This is a genomic window from Streptomyces sp. GL_141 (genome assembly GCF_057834385.1).
This window is the reverse complement of sequence record NZ_CM174402.1, coordinates 326,142-344,149: the sequence shown is the minus strand read 5'-3', so window position 1 is coordinate 344,149 and position 18,008 is coordinate 326,142. Positions and strand designations below refer to the sequence as shown.

The window sequence follows — 18,008 nt, the reverse complement described above, 5'->3', positions numbered from 1 at the left end:
GGCCCTCCCACCGCCCGGCGTCGACCGCTACTCGAAGCGGGTGGTGTCCCCGGCGCCCCGCCGGACGATCTCGGCCTCGCCGCTGGAGAAGTCGATGACCGTCGTCGGCAGCGTCCCGCAGTCGCCCGAGTCGACCACCATGTCCACGACGTGGTCGAGCCGGTCCTTGATCTCCCAGCCCTGCGTCATCGGCTCCGCCTCGTCGGGCAGGAGCAGCGTGCTCGACAGCAGCGGCTCGCCGAGCTCGGCCAGCAGCGCCTGGACCACGACGTGGTCGGGGATGCGCACGCCCACCGTCTTCTTCTTCGGGTGCTGGAGCTGGCGCGGCACTTCCTTCGTCGCCGGAAGGATGAAGGTGTAGCTGCCGGGAGTGGACGCCTTGATCGCGCGGAAGACGTCGTTGTCGATGGTGACGAACTGGCCGAGCTGCGCGAAGTTCTCGCACACCAGGGTGAAGTGGTGGCGGTCGTCGAGCTGCCGGATGGACCGGATCCGGTCCACACCGTCACGGTTGCCCAGCTGGGCGCCCAGCGCGTAGCAGGAGTCCGTCGGGTAGGCGACGAGTCCTCCGGCGCGGATGCCGTCGGCGATGCTGCCGATGGCGCGGGGCTGGGGGTTGTCGGGGTGTACGTCGAAGTACTTTGCCATCCGACGAGCGTACGGGATCCGGTGGTTCCGGCACTCCGGCCGGCCGCTCCCCGGCCGCTCCCCGGGGACGGGCCGAGGGCGGGCCGAGGGCGGGGTAGGGGCGGGCCGAGCGAAAAGTGGACGATTGTCCATTTTTTATGCTGCTTGGACCGGACCTTCCCGTGATTGCGATCATATTCGTTGCGTCATGTGCGTGAATTCTTCGGCGGTGTACATAGGGTGCGGGAATAGGCGGCCCCTCCGTGGCCGATTAGTCACGCACGAGGGTTTGCCAAACATGACCGCCACTTCGCTCCCGCCTGCCGGAAAACCCCTCTCCCGGGGAGGTCGCAGAGAGGTCGCGTCCCAGGTGGGCGGGGTGAAACGGAATGTCGCATTCCTTTCCGCTCTCGTGGCCGCACTCATATCCATGGCGGCTTACAGCGCCGGTCTCGCCACGCGCGGGGTCTACCCTTTCGGGTCCGTCCCGCGCGCCGACAATGACCTGCGCCACCAATACGTTCCGTTCCACACCCACCTCTGGGACCTCCAGCACGGCACCGCCCAGGGAGACCTGCTCTTCAACTGGCAGAGCGGCTACGGCGTCGGATTCCTCGGCGACTTCTTCACCTACCTCTCCAATCCGTTCTCCGTGCTCGCCGGCCTTCTGCCCCGCGAGCACGCGGAACTCTCCGTCTACCTCGTCAGCCTCTGCAGCATGGGCCTCGCCGCCGCGCTGATGACCGTGTACCTGGGGCGCCTGCGCCCCGGCTCGCCCTGGCTGCGCGCCCTGCTCTCCGTCGGCTACGCCGTCTGCGGCTGGGGAGTCGCCGAGGGCACCGTCGTCCCCATGTGGACCTGGGGCCTGGTCGCGATACCCCTGCTCGGGATAGCCGCCGACTGGTGCCTGACCGGCCGCCGCTGGATCCTCGGCAGCCTCCTCGTCGCCCTGTGCTGGTACGCCAACTTCTACACCGCGGCCATGGCCACCACGGCCACCGCGCTCGTCTTCCTCGTACGGCTCCTGCTCGCCGACACCGACCGGCGCACCCGCGGCCGGGCCCTGTGGCGGGCCGCCACCATGACCGGCACCGGCCTGCTCCTCGCCGCCCCCGCCATCCTGGTGTGCGCCTTCGCCAACCGGCGGGCCCAGCCCACCGAGCTGTACGTGGTCGGCGTGGACACCGATCCGCTGACCTTCCTCTCGATGCTCATACCGGGTACGCACCCCGTCCGCCCCGCGCCGAACGTCTACGCGGGGGTGCTCGTCCTGCTCCTCGTCCTGACCCTGCCCTTCCAGTCGAAGGTGCGCGGCCGCGAACGCCTCGCCTGGTTCTCGCTCATCGTGCTGACCGGGGTCTCCTTCGTCCTGACCCCCACCGCCAAGCTCTGGCAGGGCGGGGCCCTCCCGCACGGCGCCCCCTTCCGCGAGTCCTTCGTCCTCAGCGGCATGCTGGCGATGGCCGCCTGGATCTGCCTCGCCCACATGCCCCGGCCCCGGGCCCTGCTCGGCGGCGCGAGCCTGCTGGCCCTGCTCGTCGCGGCCACCTACGACCTCCCGCCGGTCAACGAACAAGCCCTCACCGGCGTCCTCGTCGGCGGCGCCGTCACCACGGCCCTGCTGCTGTGCTACGCGCGCGGACTGCGCCGCCCCGCCCGCATCGGCGTCATGCTGCTGCTGGCCGTCTCGGTCTTCGCCGGCACCGTGTACTCCGTCTACGGCAACTCCGTCGCCGACGACCCCCGACGGCGCGGCCCCGTACGCGCCCAGACCATGACCGAGCTCGGCAAGGGCGCGCGCCAGGCCCTGGACGCCCACCGGAACTGGCCCGCCACCCGGGCCGACGCCGGACCCGGCGTCTTCGTCACCAACAACGACGCGATGCTGGTCGGCGGCCAGGGCGGCGCCTACTACAGCAGCTACGTGAGCGTGGAGACCGCGCGCGGACTGCGCGGCCTCGGCCTGGGCCAGGCCATGGGCGGCCGCCACCTGTGGCCCGCGGAAGACCCCGTGCTGCGGGCCCTGCTCGGCATCGGCACCGTCCTCGAACCGGCCGGCGAGGACGGCGTCACCGTCCGCACCCTGCCCGCCCCGCCCCTGGTCACCCTGAGGGCACCGGGCAGCGACCAGGCCTACGGGGCTCCCGCGGGCTCCGTCTGGGCCCGGCGTCAGGCCGCCCTCGGTGCCAGGGTCTACACCGTCCCCGCCCTCACCCGCGGCGACGGGCCGGCCGCAGCGGCACCGGCACCGGAGGCCGGGCCGGGCTTCGCCCTGACCAGGGCCCAGAGCGAGGGACCGGAGAGCTGGAGCGCCTTCACGGGACGGTGCGCCCCGGGGGCCCGCGCCTTCCTCCACGCGCCCGACCTGTACGCGACCGCCCGGGCCGGGGAGGGCGGCCGGCCCGAGAGCTTCTCCGGCAGGCCTCCCGCGGTCAGCGCTCCGGTCAGGGAACTGGGCACGGCGGCGGCCGACGGCCGCTTCACCTTCTCCCTGCGCACCCCGAAGGACGGCCAGGTCCTGCCGCCCGACGCGCTCGGCTGTCTGGACCAGGGCGCCTTCGACGCGGCCGTGGCCGGGCTGAAGGCGGGCGCGGCCACCGGAGTCAGGGCCGGCGGACACACCATCGAGGCCCGGCTCCCCCAGGGCTCGACCGGCACGGCGGTGCTCGCCACCACGGCGTCCCCCGGCTGGAACTGCTCGGTCGACGGCGGCCCGGCCCGCGCCCCGGTCTCGTACCAGGGCCTGCTCGGCGTCCCCCTGGGATCCGGCGGCGCCGACCGGCTGGCGTGCTCGTACCTCCCCGAGGGGCTCCGCACGGGCCTGGGCGGCACCGGCGCGGGCCTGCTGCTCATCGCGGGCGTCCTGACCGTCACTCTCCGGCGCGCCCGCAGGGCCTAAGGGGTGCACGGGCGGCCGGGTGCCGGACCGCGGGGGACGGGTCCGGCACCCGGCTCCGGGACCGGCACACCGCTCGTGCCCGGCCCCACCCCTCGTCAGGCAATGAGCGGACGGGCCCCCTCGGGATGATCCCGGTCACGACCGGCCCGTCCCGCCGGGTTGGAAGGCGACAAAGGGAACAATGAGGCGTCGTGGATCACCGAGTCACGGATTCGCCGATTCGCCGATTCGCCGGTTCACCGGTTCACCGGTTCACCGGTTCACCGCGCCCAGGGAAGGAAGCCCAGCGTGCACGACGCACTCGCGGCCGGAGCCTGGGGGCTCCTCGCAGGCAGCGCCCTGCTGGCCGGCGCGGCCATCGGCACCTTCTTCGCGGTACCGCGACGGCTGATCGCCCTGATCATGGCGTTCGGCTCGGGCGTGCTGATCGCGGCGGTCTCCTACGATCTGATCGCCGAGGCCCGCGACACGGGCGGCATGCTCCCGACCGTGCTCGGTACGGCCGCCGGCGCGGCCGTGTACAGCGCGGGGAACGCCCTGCTGGCCCGGCGCGGCGGCCGGCACCGCAAACGCTCGGGCGGCCACCAGCCCTCGGAGGACCAGCAGCCCGGCTCGGGCAGCGCCATCGCGATGGGAGCCGTGCTCGACGGGGTGCCCGAGTCCGTGGTGATCGGCGCGAGCCTGCTCGGCGGGGGCTCCGTCGGACTGGCCACGATCGGCGCCGTGTTCATCAGCAACATCCCCGAAGGCATGGCCAGCGCCGCCGGCATGCGCACGGCGGGCCGCGGACGCCGGTACGTCTTCGGGCTCTGGGGCGGGATCGCCCTGCTCAGCGGTGTGGCCGCGCTGCTCGGCAACGCCCTGCTCGGTGACGCCCCGCCGGAGGCCCTCGCGGCGGTCACGGCCTTCGCCGCCGGCGCGATCCTCGCGATGATCGCCGACACCATGCTCCCGGAGGCCCAGGAGAACGCCCACCTCGCCACCGGTCTGGTGACCGTGGCGGGATTCCTCACCGCCCTCGGTCTGGGCGAACTGTGAGCGGGCGGGCCGCGAGCGTGGCCGGCGTCGGACCGTCCGGCCGGACCGTGATGCTGTAGGCGGCCCCGTCCGGAACGGACCGGAAGGCCGGCACATGAGCCGGCAGCAGGTGTTCCAGCAGCACCGTCGACTCGCGCAGCGCGAACTGCAGCCCGAGACAGGCGCGGGGGCCGATGCCGAAGGGCACGTACGCGCCCGGGACGGCCGGCCGGCCGCCCGGTGCGGTGAAGCGCAGCGGGTCGAAGCGCTCGGGATCGGGCCACAGCACCGGGTCGCGGTGTGCGAGGTACGGGCAGACGACCACGTCGGTGCCCGCCTCGACGGCGTAGCCCGCCAGGACGTCGTCCTCGACGGCGTGCCGGGGCAGGATCCATGCGGACGGGTACAGCCGCAAGGTCTCGCTGACCAGGGCCTGGATCGCCTCCCGGCGCTCCGCCGAGCCCTCGCCGCCCGCCGCGAGGGCCCACGCGCGGGCCTCGGGATGACGGTCGAGGAGCAGGTACAGCCAGGTCAGCGTGGTGGCGGTGGTCTCGTGCCCGGCGACCAGCAGCGTGACCAGCTCGTCGCGGATCAACCGGTCGGTGTACTCGGGCCGCTCGGCGGACGCCTCCACCAGCAGATGGAGCAGCCCCGGCCCGTCGGGGCCCGCCGACCCCCGGCGGGCGGCGGCGATCGCCTGATGGGCCACGGCGTCGATCCTGGCCAGATCCGCGGCGACCGCCTCCCCGGCGTCGGCGGAATCGGCGGGAAGCGTCGGCAGCGCCGCCACCACGGCCGCGACGGAGCCCAGTTCGCGGTCGGTGTCCGCGTCCAGCGGGTGGCCGGTCAGGGAGCGCCAGATGGTGTCGAGGGCGAAGCGCCGCATCTCCTCGCCGACGTCGAAGACCTCCCCGGTACGGGCGTACGCGGCCCAGCGCCCGGCGGCGGTCCGGGCCGCCCCGGCGATCCGCTGCTCGTAGCGGCGCATCCCGGTCCCCGTGAACTGGGACTGCAGGACCTTGCGTTGACGCTTCCACGCCTCGCCGGTCGCGGAGAGCACGCCCTCGCCGACCAGCAGCCGGGCGCGGTGCGAGCGTTTGACGTAGCGCTGCGGATGCAGGGCCAGCACGTGCTGGACCGCCCCCGGACCGGTGACCAGCACGGTCGGCCGGCCGGCGGGACCGCCGTCCCCGAGCCGGAACGCACCGACCCCGCCGAGCCGTCCGCACACCTCGGCCAGCAGCTCGACGAGCTGACCTCCGCCCGCGCTCCACCGTTCCACGACGGAGGGGTCCAGCTCGGGGACCGGGGGACCGAGGCGCCCCACGGGACCGGCTTCGATGGCCATCGCTGTTCCCCTGTCCGTCCGTTCGCCCGTCGCCCGTCCGTCGGCCTGCCGCCGCCCGCCCCGGGCCGGCGGCAGCACGGACTGTACGGGACCGGGAACGGACGGGGGTCGGCCTTCGGCCAGGCACCGCGAGGCCGCCCTTCGGGCGACGGCGGGAGTTTGACGGCAGGCCCTACGCCGGGCGGGTGGCCCTCCGGCCCGCCTCCCGGTCCCGGCGCGGGGCGGCCCGTTGGATGGGGGTCCGGGGGATCGTGGTCAGGGGCCGGGGCGCGCGATCGGCAGTGGATCGGTTCCTGAGGAGTGGAGATGGGTCCGTTCTCGGCGGACGCGGCACGGGACGCGCTGGACCGGACCCAGGCCGCGATGCTGCTGCCCGCCGTACTCGTGGGCGCCGGGGCGGGACTGGGCGCGGTGGGCTTCCGCTGGCTGATCGAGTTCTTCACCCGGGCACTGTCCGGCCACGACGACTACTCCTCCGCCGGCCACGCCGCCAACCCCTACGTGTCCTGGCTCGGCCCGTACTTCGTCCTCCTCGCCCCCGTGGTCGCGGGCGCGCTCTACGGACCGCTCGTCTACCGCTACGCCAAGGAGGCGCGCGGCCACGGCGTCCCCGAGGTGATGTACGCGGTCGCCCGCCAGGGTGGCCGGATCCCGCCCCGGGTCGCGGTGGTGAAGTCGCTCGCGTCCGCGCTGTGCATCGGCGGCGGCGGTTCCGTCGGCCGGGAAGGGCCCATCGTCCAGATCGGGGCCGCCCTCGGCTCCACCGCCGGAGCCCTCCTGCGCGTCCGCGAGGAACGGATGCGGCTGTTGGTCGCCTGCGGCGCGGCCGGTGGCATCGCCGCCACCTTCAACGCGCCCCTGGCCGGCGTCTTCTTCGCCATGGAACTGATCCTGCGCGATTTCACCGCCCGCGCCTTCGGCCTGGTCGCCGTCTCCGCGGTCACCGCCAGCGTGATCGGACGCGAAGTCCTCGGCGACGAACGGTTCCTCGACCTGGCCCCGGTGAACGCCGGCCACCTGGCCGCGTACGCCCTGTACGTCCTGCTCGGCGCGATGGCCGGCGCCGTCGGGGTGCTCTTCACCAAGGTGCTCTACGGGGTGGAAGACCTCTGCGACTCCGTCTGGCACGGCCCGGAATGGCTCCGCCCGGCAGCCGGCGGCATCGTGCTCGGCGCGATCCTGCTCGCACTGCCCGAGATGTACGGGGTCGGCTACCCGGTGCTCGGCAAGGCCGCGGTGGGCGGGTACGCGATCGGATTCCTGCTCGTCCTGCTCGTCGGCAAGATCATCGCGTGCAGCGTCACCATCGGGATCGGCGGCTCGGGAGGCGTCTTCGCCCCCAGCCTCTTCGTCGGCGCCATGCTCGGCAGCGCCTTCGGACAGACGATGGACCACCTCGCACCCGGAGTCACCGGTCCGGCCATGACCTACGCCGTCATCGGGATGGGCGCCGTCTTCGCCGGCTCGGCCCGCGCGCCGATCACCGCCGTCGTCATCATCTACGAACTGACCGGCGAGTACGGCATCATCCTGCCGCTGATGGTGGCCGTCGCCGTCGCCACCGGAGTCAGCCACGCGCTCAGCCGGGACACCGTCTACACGGCCAAACTCCGCCGCCGCGGGGTCGACCTGGACCTGACCGGCCCGGCGGCGATCGAGGTCCGCACCGCCATGGGACCACCGCCGCCCGCACTCGCACCCGGCACCGGCCTGCGCGAGGCGATGACCGCGATGATCGAGGCGGGCGCGGACCGCCTCCCGCTCGTCGACCGGCACGGCCACTACGCGGGTTCGGTCGAGGCCCCCGCCCTCTCCCGGGCCCTGCACGCAGGCCTCTCCGAGAACACGTCCGTCGAGGCGCTACGGGGCCACCCGCCGGCCCTGCTCGCCGGCCAGTCCCTCCAGGAGGCACTGCCGCTGCTCGCCGCGAGCGAGGGCGACGGACTCCCGGTCCTCGACGAGGACCGGCTCCGCCTCCTGGGCTGGGTCTCGCACCGCTCGGCCCTGCTGGCCCTGCACCCGCCCTCCCGGCCCGCCCCCTGACGTCGAACCGGGGCGCGAGCGTTCAGGCTCACTCCCTTCCGGGCGGCATGCGCTCGCGCACCCGGCGGACGATCTCGGCCCGCTGGCCGGAGCGGAGGGTGCCGGGGCATGCGTGCCCGCCCCACGCGGCGCCGCCCATGGCGTGGATGCCCAGACCCGGCTGGTCCGGGTGCTCACTGACGGCCGACGGCCAGCCGTGCGAGGCGGCGCCCCAGGCGTAGATCCGGGCGACGGCATCGACCTGTGCCTCGGTGAGCGGTCGGGTCGCGAAACCGGAGGTCTCGACCGAGGCCCACGACCCGTTGCCCTCCACCTGCGCCCAGGCCCGGTCCAGGACGGACACGTACTGCTCCGTCTCCCCGTCCCGCGAGACCCAGAAGTGCGAGGAGGTCTTGATCCCGGGGGTGCTGAACCGCTCGTACAACGACCCCTCGCCCTCCTGGACATGGAGCACGAGCCCGCGCTGCGCGTCGCGGTCGCCGCGGACGAAGTTGCGTTCCAGGGGGATCCTCGTCACCCCGGGCATCCATCCGGAGGCGGGGGAGGCGGTGGGCGAGGCCCCGGGCGCCGCCGCCGCTGCCCGGCCGCGGTCGTCGTCGCTCGGTCCGGAGCCACCGGGCCGGGCGGCCAGCAGGGAAGCGGCGGTCGCGGTGAGGAACAGGGCGCCACCGCCGACGAGCAGACGCCGCCTCGACGGAGCCGGGGGGTCGGGGTTGCTGGGGTGCATGAGCGGTGTCCGGTTCCTGGGTGGTGCGTTGTGCGGGGGAAGGCCGATCCTTCGGGGCGCTCATGATGGGGCCGTGATCGTTTGATGATCGTTTGATGACGGGTCCCGGCCCGGGCCCGGCCGGACGGATTGTGACCAATTGGTCATGCGGTGCGCATCACCTGCGCATACGCGGCACGGAGACTGGCGGTTGATCCAGAACGGCACGAGCAAGGCGGTGTACGGCATGACGGCGGTACCGGTGGAGGGCGAGAAGCCCGGCGCGACGAAGGACGAGCACCCGGGGAGGACACCCGGACCGCACGACGCGCAGACACCGACTCCCGCCCAACGGCCCGCGCTCCGGCCGGATCCGCAGGCCGCGGCGGGTCCGGACCCGCGCACGGTGCCGGCACCGAGGACGGCCCCCGGAGCGACGGCGGTACCCGGCAGGGAATCCGAGGTCGCGTCCGTTTCCGAACCCGGACCGGCCGGAGAGCCTTCGGCCGGGGGTGTTGCCGCGGCCGAGCCCGGGGCCGAGCCCGAGCCAGGGGCCACATCCATGTCCGCGCCTTCGCCTGCGCCCGTGCTGGGGGCAGAGCCCGCGGCCGAGGGCAACGCCGTGTCCCCGGCTTCGGCTGTGGCCGTATCCGCAGCTGCGGACGGGGTCGAGCCCGTGTCCGCGAGCGGGACCACGGACGGGGCCGACCCGGGCCCCGTGCCGCGGCCGGAGCGGGAGTCCGGATCTGAGCCGCACGCAGGCCCGGAGGCGGCCGCCACCGATACCGGTCCCGGTCTCCGCCCTGAGTCGGACTCCGAGAAGACGAGCCAGTTCATCGCGCTCAAGCCCCTGGACGAAGTGCCCTCGGCGCCGGTGCCGTCCTGGGCGCGGCCGCCGGCACCCGCCCCGGCACCCGTGCGGCCGGCCCCGGCCGTGCCGGCGGCGGACACCCCGGCTTCGGGGTCCGTCCCGACGCAGGCAGCCGCCCCGGCCTGGGGGACGGCTCCGGGGGCTGCCCCGGCTCCGGGAACGGCTCCGGTTCCCGGGACGGCTCCGGTTCCCGGGACGGCTCCCGCTCCGGGAACCGCTCCCGCTCCGGGCGGCGCCCCCGCGCAGGGGGTCACCCCCGAGGGGACCACCGAACAGCCGTTGCCGGCGCTCGATCTGCTCGCGCAGCTCACCAATACCCCGCCGCCGCCCGCGACCCCCGGCCGGACGGTGGCCCGGCGGGTTCGCATCTGGGTGCCGCTGCTGCTCCTGCTGGTCGCCGTACTGGCCGTCGTACAGGCGTTGCGGCCGCTGCCCGACGCGGTCCTGTCCCAAGAGGGCGCCGCGTCCTCCGTCGTCCTCGACGGCCGGTTCGACGTGCCCTGGCCGGAGAAGGGCCAGGCCGCCGTACGGATCGGCGGCGCCGGCGACGTCGGGACCTTCGGGGAGCAGAAGCCCGTGCCGACGGCCAGCGTCGCCAAGGTCATGACGGCCTACGTGATCCTCAAGAACCACCCGCTGAAGAAGGAGGAGGACGGCCCGCAGATCGAGATCGACGCCAAGGCCGTCGCGGAAGGCAACTCCGCGAGCGAATCGCGCATCCCGGGCCTGACGGCAGGCACCCGCTTCTCCCAGCAGAACCTGCTGAAGATGCTGATGATCCCTTCGGGCAACAACATCGCCCGGCTGCTGGCCCGTTGGGACACCGGAAGCGACTCCGAAGCCGCGTTCGTGGAGAAGATGAACGCCGAGGCCAAGGCGCTCGGCATGACCTCCACCACGTACACCGACCCGAGCGGTCTCGACGCCAAGACCGTGAGTACCGCCGTCGACCAGCTGAAACTGGCCGAGGAGGTCATGAAGTCCGACGCGTTCCGGGCGATCGTCGCGCTCCCCAACGCCAAGATCCCGGGCCTTCAGGACACGCTCATCAACAACAACGACGACCTGCTCATCGCCGGGCTCAGCATCAAGGGCATCAAGACCGGGTCCAGTTCGGCGGCCGGCGGCGCGCTGATGTGGGCGGCGTACAAGACGGTGGGCGACAAGACCCCGCTGATCCTCGGCACGATGCTCGACCAGCACGTCACCGGCGCCGACCCCGACGGCGCCAACAGCCTGAAACTGGTCAAGCAGAACAGCAAGAAGGTCATCGAGGCCGTCCGCGCGGCACTGACCTCGGCCGGCGCGGTCAAGAAGGGCCAGGTCGTCGGCTACGTGGACGACGGGCTCGGTACCCGGACCCCGGTGGTGGTCACCCGGGACATCGCCGCCGTCGCCGTGCCGGGCCAGCGGCTCGATCTGGGGCTGGCCGTCGGTGAGAAGGGACTCCCCGCGAAGGCGCCGGCCGGCACCGAGATCGGGGTACTGACCATCGGCACCGGACCGGGCGCCCCGACGGTCCCCGTGGCGCTCGGGACGGACCTGTCCGCACCGTCCCTCGGCACGAAGCTCCTCCGGCTTCGCTAGCCGATGGGCGCTAGCCGCTAGCCGCCTGCTCCGCCGGGTACGGGCGTCGCCTGCCGCGTACGCGGGAGCCGGACCGTGACGAGGAGACCGCCGTCGGGGCGCGGGACGAGGTCGAGGGTCCCGGCGTGGGCGCGCACGATGCTGTGCACGATGGCCAGGCCCAGGCCGACCCCGGCGTGCTCGTCCGTGCGTACGCGGTCGGTCGCGCGGCGGAAGGGTTCGGTGAGCGTCGGGACCAGTTCCGGTGGGAGCCGGGGGCCCGTGTTCTCGACCCGCAGCACGCTCGTGTCCCCCCGCTCCTCGGTGTGGACCGTCACGGTCCCGCCGGCGGGGAGGTTGTGGACGACGGCGTTCTGGACGAGGTTCGTCACCATCCGCAGCAGGAGCTCCGCGGAGCCGTCGGTCCGGGCCGTCCCACCGGTGACGTCGAGGGCGATCCGGCGCTGCTCGGCGAGGGGAAGCAGGGTTTCGGCGGCCTCCTCGGCGAGCAGCGAGAGGTCGACGCTCGCGCGGGTGAAGTCCGCGCGCTCGCCGTGGCTGAGCAGCAGGAGGGCTTCGGTGAGGTCGATCGCCCGCGCATTGACGGCGTGCAGGCGTTCGACGAGTTCGCCCCGGTCCCGCGTCGGGTCCTTGCGGGCTACCTCGAGGAGCGTCCGGGAGATGGCCAGCGGGGTGCGCAGCTCGTGGGAGGCGTTCGCGGCGAACCTCTGCTGCTCGGCGACGTGCGACTCCAGTTGGTCGAGCATCGAGTCGAACGCGTCGGAGAGCTCGCGGAATTCGTCCTGGCGGCCCTTCATGTGGATCCGGTGGGACAGCGACCGGTTCCCGGCCGTCCGCGCCGCATCCGTGATGCGGGTCAGGGGCGCGAGCATCCGGCCGGCGAGGATCCACCCGCCCACGAGCCCGATCACCAGCAGGAGCGCCAGTACGGCGGCCGCCCTCGGAGCGAAGACGCGCAGCAGGTTGGAGCGGATGGGGAAGACGCCGTTGGGGGTGGTCTCGGCGGAGACGATGAGCGCGCGATCGGGGACGTACCGCAGCAGGAACAGCCATACCGCCGCGAGCAGCAGGACGCCGGCGACCATGAGGAATCCGGCGTAGCTGAGGGCGAGTTTGGAGCGAACGCTCAATCCGGGAGCTCTACGCACGGTCCGCTCCCCGGGTCTCGTCGCCCGTTGCCCCGCCGGTTGCCCCGCCCGTTGCCCCGTGGGGTGCTTCCTCGGGTCCGGTGTCCGGCTGGGTGTCGATGCGGTAGCCGACGCCGGGAACCGTGGCGATGACCCACGGTTCGCCGAGCCGTTTGCGCAGGGCCGAGACGGTGATCCGGACGGCGTTGGTGAAGGGATCGGTGTTCTCGTCCCAGGCCCGTTCCAGCAGCTCTTCGGCGCTGACGACCCCGCCCTCGGCGGCGACGAGGACCTCCAGCACGGCGAACTGCTTGCGGGTGAGCGCGACGTAGCGTCCGTCGCGGAAGACCTCCCGGCGGAAGGGGTCGAGCCGCAGGCCCGCGATCCGGCGGACGGGCGGCCGGGCGTACGCGCGCCTGCGGTCGAGCGCCCGCAGCCGCAGGACGAGCTCCCGCAGTTCGAACGGCTTGGTGAGGTAGTCGTCGGCGCCGAGCCCGAACCCGGACGCCTTGTCGTCGATCCGGTCGGCGGCGGTGAGCATGAGGATCGGGATGCCGCTGCCGGAGGCGACGATGCGGCGGGCGACCTCGTCGCCGGAGGGGCCGGGGATGTCGCGGTCGAGGATCGCGAGGTCGTAGGAGTTGACGCCGAGCAGTTCCAGGGCGGCATCGCCGTCGCCGGCGATGTCGGCAGCGATGGCCTCCAGCCGCAGACCGTCACGGACGGCCTCGGCCAGGTAGGGCTCGTCCTCGACGATCAGTACGCGCATGCCCGAAGCCTAAGCACCAGGACATATCGCCGTCGTATGCGCCGTGCGTACCGGGTACGCGCGTCAGCCCGCCGGATTCAGGACGGGCCGAGGCAGGTCCGAGGGCTCCGGTGCCGTGGTGCGCCACCAGCGGCGCGAGGCCAGCGCGGCCAGGGCGGCGCCGGTGGCGTTGACCAGGACGTCGTCGATCGAGGAGACCCGGTCCAGTTGCAGGACGTACTGCGCGGTTTCGATCAGGACCGAGCAGCCCGCCCCGAGGGCCAGCACCCGCGGTACGGAGGCCAGTGCCGCCCACCGCATCGGGGCGAAGAACCCCAGCGAGGCGAAGACCAGCAGATTGCCGCCGATCCCGAGCGGCCCCATCGTGACCAGGTCCCGCAGGGGTACGAGGCTGAACCGCCCGGGGACGATCCCGGCGCCGGAGCCCGGCATCATGGTCATCCACACCCACGGCAGCGTCCCGTGCACCATGCCGACTTCGGCCAGCGAGATCCGCCGGGCCGATGCGACGCCGGCGGCGCGCCGACGGCGGGCCAAGGCCCACACCACCAGCAGGGACAGCGGCACGGCGACGAGGGTCATGAGCACCACGCCGTTGAACGTGTCGAGGCACCCGTGCCACTGCCCGGCCATGCACCTCGGCGCGGACATCATGAGCGGGCCCCGCACGAGGTACAGGGCGCTCGCGATGCCGAGGGCCGCCAAGCCGAGGAGGACGAACTTGCGCGTGCGGCGGGGCGGTGGCGACAGGGGTGCGGTGTGGTTCATGTTCCCAGGAGAGTCGGTGGGCCGTTGCGAGGGCGTATGCGGTTTTCGATACGCCCGCGATACGGGCCGTACGGGCGATCCCGGCATCAGCGAACCGTGGCCGGCAGCGGTACCTCGACGACGAAGAACAGGAAACAGGGTGTGCTCGACAGGTCGCGGAAGCCGTCGGGGAACAGCTCACGGGCCGCCGGGTCGGGCTGCGGTTCGCTGATGACGGAAAGCCGGAAGCCGGCGGTGGTGAAGGCCTCGGCCATCGCGTGCAGCGGCTTGCGCCAGAACTTCATCGGGACGGACCGTCCGCCGAACGTCCAGTTGAAGCCGTAGCTGCTGGTCGCGAAGTAGTCGGGCCGCGGGTCCTGGAACGTGTAGGCCACGAAGGGGTGGTCCACGGACGCGATCAGCCGGCCGCCGGGACGCAGGACGCGCCGCAACTCGGCCAGCGTCGGCCCCCAGTCCTCCAGGTAGTGCAGCACCAGCGAGGCGACCACGTCGTCGAAGGCGCCGTCGGCGAACGGCAGCCGGTCGCGCAGGTCGACCTCGTGCAGGGCTGCGTCCGGACCCAGCCGCCGCCTGGCCAGCGCGAGCATCCCGGCGCTGGAGTCGACACCGGTGACGACCGCACCGAGGCCCTGCAGGGCAGCGGTGAGGGGGCCCGAGCCGCACCCCGCGTCCAGGATCCGGCGGCCGGCCACCTCCCCGGCGAGGGCCAGCATCGCGGGCCGCTCGTAGGAGGCGTTCACGAGGCTGTTCTCGTTCTCCGCCGCATACGCCTCGGCGAAGCCGTCGTAGTGGTTCACCCGGTCCTGGTCCCGACCCTGATCCTGTTCCATCACCGCAGCCTAGTAGTCACATGATCGACCGGGACAGGGCTCAGGGAGCCGGCGGTTCGGGCGCCCACCCGCTCCACGCGGGCACGGCCTCGCGCGCCGCGAGCCAGTCGGCCGGAACGCCCCCGGTTCCGGTGCGCGCCGCGACGACCCCGCCCGCGATCGCGCACGTGGTGTCGCGGTCGCCCCAGCCCCCGACGGTCTGCCACAAGGCCTCCGCCAGGTCGTCCACGTGCCCCGCGGCGCACCACAGGGCGAACGGCACGGTGTCGGGGGCGGAGATCCGCCACCCCGAGCCCAGTACGGACGCGGCACGGCCCACCGGGGTACCCGCGGGCAGTTCCGCGGCCATCCGCAGCCCGGAGCCGACCTCGCTCCCCGGTACGTACCCGGCGACCTCCCGGAGGAACTCGGCGCGGGCCGGGGCGTCGTGGCCCGTGCTCGCCGCCGCCAGCGCGGCGGCCACCGCCACGGCGACGGCGCCCGCGACCGCCTCGGGGTGCGCGTGCGTGGCCAGCGCGGACAGCCGGGCCTGCCCGGCGGCCTCCTTCGGGTCGCCCCGCACGCACGCCATGGCGGAGTCGTCCGTCCACTGCCACGGCGTGGGCCGGAGCCCGCGCGCCGCCCACTGCTCCTCGACGTCCTCGCCGGAGAGCGTGAACCAGCTGTCGCCGAAGGCATCGCCCATCACCAGCCCGTCCAGGGAGGCGTGGGCGGATCGGGCGTACGGTTGGCTGCTCATCGGAGGTCCTTCGAACGGCGGACTGGCCGGAGCCATCCTCTCCGTCCGCGACCGCCGTGCGCGAGCCGATTAGACGGCCTAGGCGCCGTCCACGACCACCCCCGTGTTCTGGCAGGCGGTCAGCAGCCAGCGGTCGTCGGGCTGCTTCGCCATCACGTACAGGGGAGCACCCTCGCTCTCCTCGCCCGGGGACACGTAGCGCTGGCGGACCTTGACGGCCGCCACGTCGGGGCGGATGAAGAGCACGTGGACCACCTCGTAGGTGACCTGGCCGTCCCAGTTCGCGGCGGGCAGGACCTTGCGGGTGAACTCCGAGATCGCGTCGAGGCCGACGAGGACCTTGCCGTGGGCCGTCGTCCAGATGGCGTCCGGGTGGAAGAGGCCGAGGAACTCCTCGGGGTCCTTGCTCCGCTGGGAGTGCTCGACGGTGGCGACGAGCCGGTTGATCGCTTCGATGTCCGCCGGGCGGGACGGTGATTCCGTGGTCATGAGGATCATGGTCACACCTCAAGCGCCCTTGAGGTCAAGCCCGTTGCGGTACGAAGTGCCCCGGTGGCCGGACCGCCTACGGGGTGGTGATCGGAGACACCGCTACGCAACCGCCGGCCATGGCCGCCTCGCCCGTGGCCTCCTTGAGGACCTTGCCCTTGTAGATGACCTTGCAGGTGAGGTCGGCGGTGTTGTCGACCGAGCTGGGGGAGACCGCCGGCGGCATGATGCCGCGCAGGGTGACCGTCTTCGTCCACGTGGCGCCCGGCTGCTCGGCGGTCACGAGGTTCGGCGCGGTGGCCGTGCCCCCGCCGTCGTGGAAGGTGACGGAGTCGACGGTCTTGCCGGTGACCTCGTAGGTGACCTCGTAGGTCTCGTTCGCGACCTTGTCGACCTGGTCCACGGCCTTGTCGGTCATGGCGGCGGAGCAGCCGGCGGCGGCGAGCGCCAGGCCGGCGAGGGCGAGGGCGGAGAAGGTGGTGGGAGATTTGCGCATGACTGGAGGGTAAATTTAAAGAATCCGTAAAGTCAATTCTGAGGGCGTGTGCTGGGGTGGAATGGGTGGGTTCGGGGCGCGTGGTGATGTTTGCGAACCGGAAGATGGGGGGCGTGGTCCGGCTACACCGAAGTGCAGCGGTTCCCGTCGGTGTCCGCTGAGGCGGACTTCGCGAGGGAGGCGTCCAGGGTGAGGCCGGCGCCGGTGGTCCGGGCTCCGGTGAGGCTGACCCCTTCGGGCAGGTCGCCGACGTCCACGGTCCGGGGCGCCAGCCGCTCGGCCAGGCCGGCCGCGCCGGGCAGCCCGCTCACGGTCGCTATCGGCAGTTCGCGGCCCAGTACGGTGACCGTCGTCGGGGTGATCGTGACGCCGGTCGCCGTGGCGCTGGTGCTCGCGTGCACGGTGACGGGCAGGCCCAGGCCGCCCACGGTCCCGGTGAGGGTGAGTCCCTTCGCGTCGCCGCCCACGGTCAGCCCCTCCGCACCCGCGGCGTCCTCCCCCGAGTCGGCCAGGCGCTTCTGCAGGGCCTCGTAGGGGATGGTGGCCGTCGCCCGGCCGCCGCTCATGCCGCCGTCGCGCGTGACGTCGTACAGCTCGGCCTTGATGTCCATGTCGGTGTCGGCGCGGCGTACGCCCTCGGCCGCCAGGTGTACGGAACCCACCTGGCCGGTCAGCGCGCGGAGCCCGGCGAAGGTGCCGGACAGTTCCGCGGTGACGGGCCCGCTGGCCTGGAGGCGGCAGTCCGCCGCCCGCGCGATGCGCTCCTGGGCGGTGTGTTCGACCACGACGTCGGCCACGAAGACGCCGGCCAGGGCGGCGGTGATCCCGGCGGCGATGAGTACGGGGGTGCGACGGAGCTTCATTGCGCTGCGGATCCGATCTGCTTGAGCATTCCGAAGGCCTCCAGCAGGAGCGAGGAGGGCGGGGTGTCGGTGAGGGTGCCGTTCGCGCGGCGCCGGCGCTGGGTGCGCAGGACGGCGCGGACGGCGGACAGGGCGGCGCCCGCGATCACCCCGGCACGCAGGTCGGCCTCGGGGGTGTCGGCGGGGAGCCGGTTCAGCACGATGAGCGTGAGCCGGTTCTCGAAATCGGCGAAGAGCTGGACGAGTTGGGCGGCCACCATGCGCTCGTCACCCGCGATGGCCACGGAGTGGGTCAGGGCGGTGAGGCTGGACGCCGCGAAGGGGGCCACCGCGGAGATCAGGGCGTTGCAGACCGCGTCGAGCGGATCCTCGTGCGGCGGGCGCCGGGCCAGTTCGGCCTCGACGTACGCGAACAGGTCGACGCTGTCGGGCAGGAGCAGGGCTTCCTTGCTCTCGAAGTAGCGGAAGAAGGTCCGCTCGGAGACGTTCGCGCAGGCCGCGATGTCCGCGACCGTGGTGCCCGCGAAACCGTGCTCGGCGAACAGCGCGGCGGCGCCCTCGCGCAGCAGTGTCCGGGTCCGCTCCTTCTTCCGCTCGCGCAGGCCGGACTCCGACTCCGGGGCCTTCGCGGACTCCGGCTCCGGCTCCGACGCCGGCTCCGACGCCGGCTCCGAGGCCTTCGCCGGCTCCGGCATCGGCTCCGGCCCCGGCTCGGATTCGTGCGTGGGCGTGGGTGCGGAAGTGGAGGCGGAGGTGGGCGCGGCCGGATCTTGGTTCACCGTCGAAGCCTAGCAATGACGTCACCCCTGTCAATTGTCAGGACTGTCAA

Annotated in this window: 16 protein-coding genes; 4 read left to right on the top strand and 12 right to left on the bottom strand. The window is 73.1% G+C overall.

What is annotated here, in order from left to right:
• Window positions 1-27: 27 nt before the first annotated feature.
• Entirely contained in the window at window positions 28-648 is a 621-nt protein-coding gene (locus AC3IX6_RS01475; RefSeq protein ID WP_489368339.1) for an L-threonylcarbamoyladenylate synthase, read from the bottom strand.
• A gap of 409 nt (window positions 649-1,057) precedes the next feature.
• Here AC3IX6_RS01475 and AC3IX6_RS01470 point away from each other — a divergent pair, with 409 nt between their 5' ends.
• Together AC3IX6_RS01470 and AC3IX6_RS01465 are read left to right on the top strand one after the other, a co-directional pair.
• Window positions 1,058-3,526 (top strand): YfhO family protein, encoded by a 2,469-nt coding sequence (locus AC3IX6_RS01470; protein ID WP_489368338.1) that lies wholly within the window; start codon window positions 1,058-1,060, stop codon window positions 3,524-3,526.
• 288 nt (window positions 3,527-3,814) lie between these two features.
• Window positions 3,815-4,564: a ZIP family metal transporter gene (locus AC3IX6_RS01465; RefSeq protein ID WP_489368337.1), complete on the top strand. Its 750-nt coding sequence runs from the start codon at window positions 3,815-3,817 to the stop codon at window positions 4,562-4,564.
• On the opposite strand, the gene AC3IX6_RS01460 is transcribed toward AC3IX6_RS01465, so the two are convergent.
• A complete protein-coding gene (locus AC3IX6_RS01460; protein ID WP_489368336.1) occupies window positions 4,536-5,891 on the bottom strand; it encodes a cytochrome P450 in 1,356 nt (451 codons plus the stop codon). The two genes, AC3IX6_RS01465 and AC3IX6_RS01460, sit on opposite strands and share 29 nt — an antisense overlap.
• Before the next feature lie 306 nt (window positions 5,892-6,197).
• On the opposite strand from AC3IX6_RS01460, the gene AC3IX6_RS01455 reads away from it, so the two are divergent.
• A complete protein-coding gene (locus AC3IX6_RS01455; protein ID WP_489368335.1) occupies window positions 6,198-7,934 on the top strand; it encodes a chloride channel protein in 1,737 nt (578 codons plus the stop codon).
• Window positions 7,935-7,962: 28 nt separating this feature from the next.
• On the opposite strand, the gene AC3IX6_RS01450 is transcribed toward AC3IX6_RS01455, so the two are convergent.
• Window positions 7,963-8,661 (bottom strand): N-acetylmuramoyl-L-alanine amidase, encoded by a 699-nt coding sequence (locus tag AC3IX6_RS01450; RefSeq protein WP_489368334.1) that lies wholly within the window; start codon window positions 8,659-8,661, stop codon window positions 7,963-7,965.
• Between the two features lie 565 nt (window positions 8,662-9,226).
• On the opposite strand from AC3IX6_RS01450, the gene AC3IX6_RS01445 reads away from it, so the two are divergent.
• On the top strand, window positions 9,227-11,098 hold the full coding sequence (locus AC3IX6_RS01445) for a D-alanyl-D-alanine carboxypeptidase family protein (RefSeq protein WP_489368333.1): 1,872 nt from the start codon (window positions 9,227-9,229) through the stop codon (window positions 11,096-11,098).
• A 17-nt stretch (window positions 11,099-11,115) separates the two neighbouring features.
• Here AC3IX6_RS01445 and AC3IX6_RS01440 read toward each other — a convergent pair whose 3' ends face one another.
• From AC3IX6_RS01440 to AC3IX6_RS01400, 9 genes are all read right to left on the bottom strand, one after another.
• Window positions 11,116-12,246 (bottom strand): sensor histidine kinase, encoded by a 1,131-nt coding sequence (locus tag AC3IX6_RS01440; RefSeq protein WP_489368332.1) that lies wholly within the window; start codon window positions 12,244-12,246, stop codon window positions 11,116-11,118.
• The gene (locus tag AC3IX6_RS01435; protein ID WP_489368331.1) at window positions 12,239-12,994 is read right to left on the bottom strand and encodes a response regulator transcription factor; all 756 of its coding nucleotides are present in this window, start codon (window positions 12,992-12,994) and stop codon (window positions 12,239-12,241) included. Before AC3IX6_RS01435 ends, AC3IX6_RS01440 begins: the two co-directional genes overlap by 8 nt.
• Before the next feature lie 63 nt (window positions 12,995-13,057).
• The gene (locus tag AC3IX6_RS01430) at window positions 13,058-13,762 is read right to left on the bottom strand and encodes a VanZ family protein (RefSeq protein ID WP_489368330.1); all 705 of its coding nucleotides are present in this window, start codon (window positions 13,760-13,762) and stop codon (window positions 13,058-13,060) included.
• An 86-nt stretch (window positions 13,763-13,848) separates the two neighbouring features.
• Complete coding sequence (locus tag AC3IX6_RS01425) at window positions 13,849-14,592, bottom strand: class I SAM-dependent methyltransferase (protein WP_489368329.1); 744 nt, start codon at window positions 14,590-14,592, stop codon at window positions 13,849-13,851.
• Between the two features lie 40 nt (window positions 14,593-14,632).
• Window positions 14,633-15,331 (bottom strand): ADP-ribosylglycohydrolase family protein, encoded by a 699-nt coding sequence (locus AC3IX6_RS01420; RefSeq protein WP_489368328.1) that lies wholly within the window; start codon window positions 15,329-15,331, stop codon window positions 14,633-14,635.
• Window positions 15,332-15,409: 78 nt separating this feature from the next.
• Window positions 15,410-15,829 (bottom strand): SgcJ/EcaC family oxidoreductase, encoded by a 420-nt coding sequence (locus AC3IX6_RS01415; RefSeq protein ID WP_489368327.1) that lies wholly within the window; start codon window positions 15,827-15,829, stop codon window positions 15,410-15,412.
• Window positions 15,830-15,896: 67 nt separating this feature from the next.
• A complete protein-coding gene (locus tag AC3IX6_RS01410) occupies window positions 15,897-16,316 on the bottom strand; it encodes a hypothetical protein (RefSeq protein ID WP_489368326.1) in 420 nt (139 codons plus the stop codon).
• A gap of 122 nt (window positions 16,317-16,438) precedes the next feature.
• Entirely contained in the window at window positions 16,439-17,179 is a 741-nt protein-coding gene (locus AC3IX6_RS01405) for an LmeA family phospholipid-binding protein (protein ID WP_489368325.1), read from the bottom strand.
• Window positions 17,176-17,958 carry a TetR/AcrR family transcriptional regulator gene (locus AC3IX6_RS01400; protein ID WP_489368324.1) on the bottom strand — a complete coding sequence of 261 codons (783 nt, stop codon included), beginning with the start codon at window positions 17,956-17,958 and terminating at the stop codon, window positions 17,176-17,178. The genes AC3IX6_RS01405 and AC3IX6_RS01400 overlap by 4 nt, the downstream gene beginning before the upstream one ends.
• Window positions 17,959-18,008: the final 50 nt, after the last annotated feature.

Coding starts and splice junctions, on each gene's coding strand:
- AC3IX6_RS01405 (WP_489368325.1), bottom strand. CDS start 17,179: ATGAAGCTCCGTCGCACCCCCGTACTCATCGCCGCCGGGATCACCGCC.
- AC3IX6_RS01455 (WP_489368335.1), top strand. CDS start 6,198: ATGGGTCCGTTCTCGGCGGACGCGGCACGGGACGCGCTGGACCGGACC.
- AC3IX6_RS01415 (WP_489368327.1), bottom strand. CDS start 15,829: ATGATCCTCATGACCACGGAATCACCGTCCCGCCCGGCGGACATCGAA.
- AC3IX6_RS01460 (WP_489368336.1), bottom strand. CDS start 5,891: ATGGCCATCGAAGCCGGTCCCGTGGGGCGCCTCGGTCCCCCGGTCCCC.
- AC3IX6_RS01430 (WP_489368330.1), bottom strand. CDS start 13,762: ATGAACCACACCGCACCCCTGTCGCCACCGCCCCGCCGCACGCGCAAG.
- AC3IX6_RS01420 (WP_489368328.1), bottom strand. CDS start 15,331: ATGAGCAGCCAACCGTACGCCCGATCCGCCCACGCCTCCCTGGACGGG.
- AC3IX6_RS01470 (WP_489368338.1), top strand. CDS start 1,058: ATGGCGGCTTACAGCGCCGGTCTCGCCACGCGCGGGGTCTACCCTTTC.
- AC3IX6_RS01410 (WP_489368326.1), bottom strand. CDS start 16,316: ATGCGCAAATCTCCCACCACCTTCTCCGCCCTCGCCCTCGCCGGCCTG.
- AC3IX6_RS01450 (WP_489368334.1), bottom strand. CDS start 8,661: ATGCACCCCAGCAACCCCGACCCCCCGGCTCCGTCGAGGCGGCGTCTG.
- AC3IX6_RS01475 (WP_489368339.1), bottom strand. CDS start 648: ATGGCAAAGTACTTCGACGTACACCCCGACAACCCCCAGCCCCGCGCC.
- AC3IX6_RS01425 (WP_489368329.1), bottom strand. CDS start 14,592: ATGGAACAGGATCAGGGTCGGGACCAGGACCGGGTGAACCACTACGAC.
- AC3IX6_RS01435 (WP_489368331.1), bottom strand. CDS start 12,994: ATGCGCGTACTGATCGTCGAGGACGAGCCCTACCTGGCCGAGGCCGTC.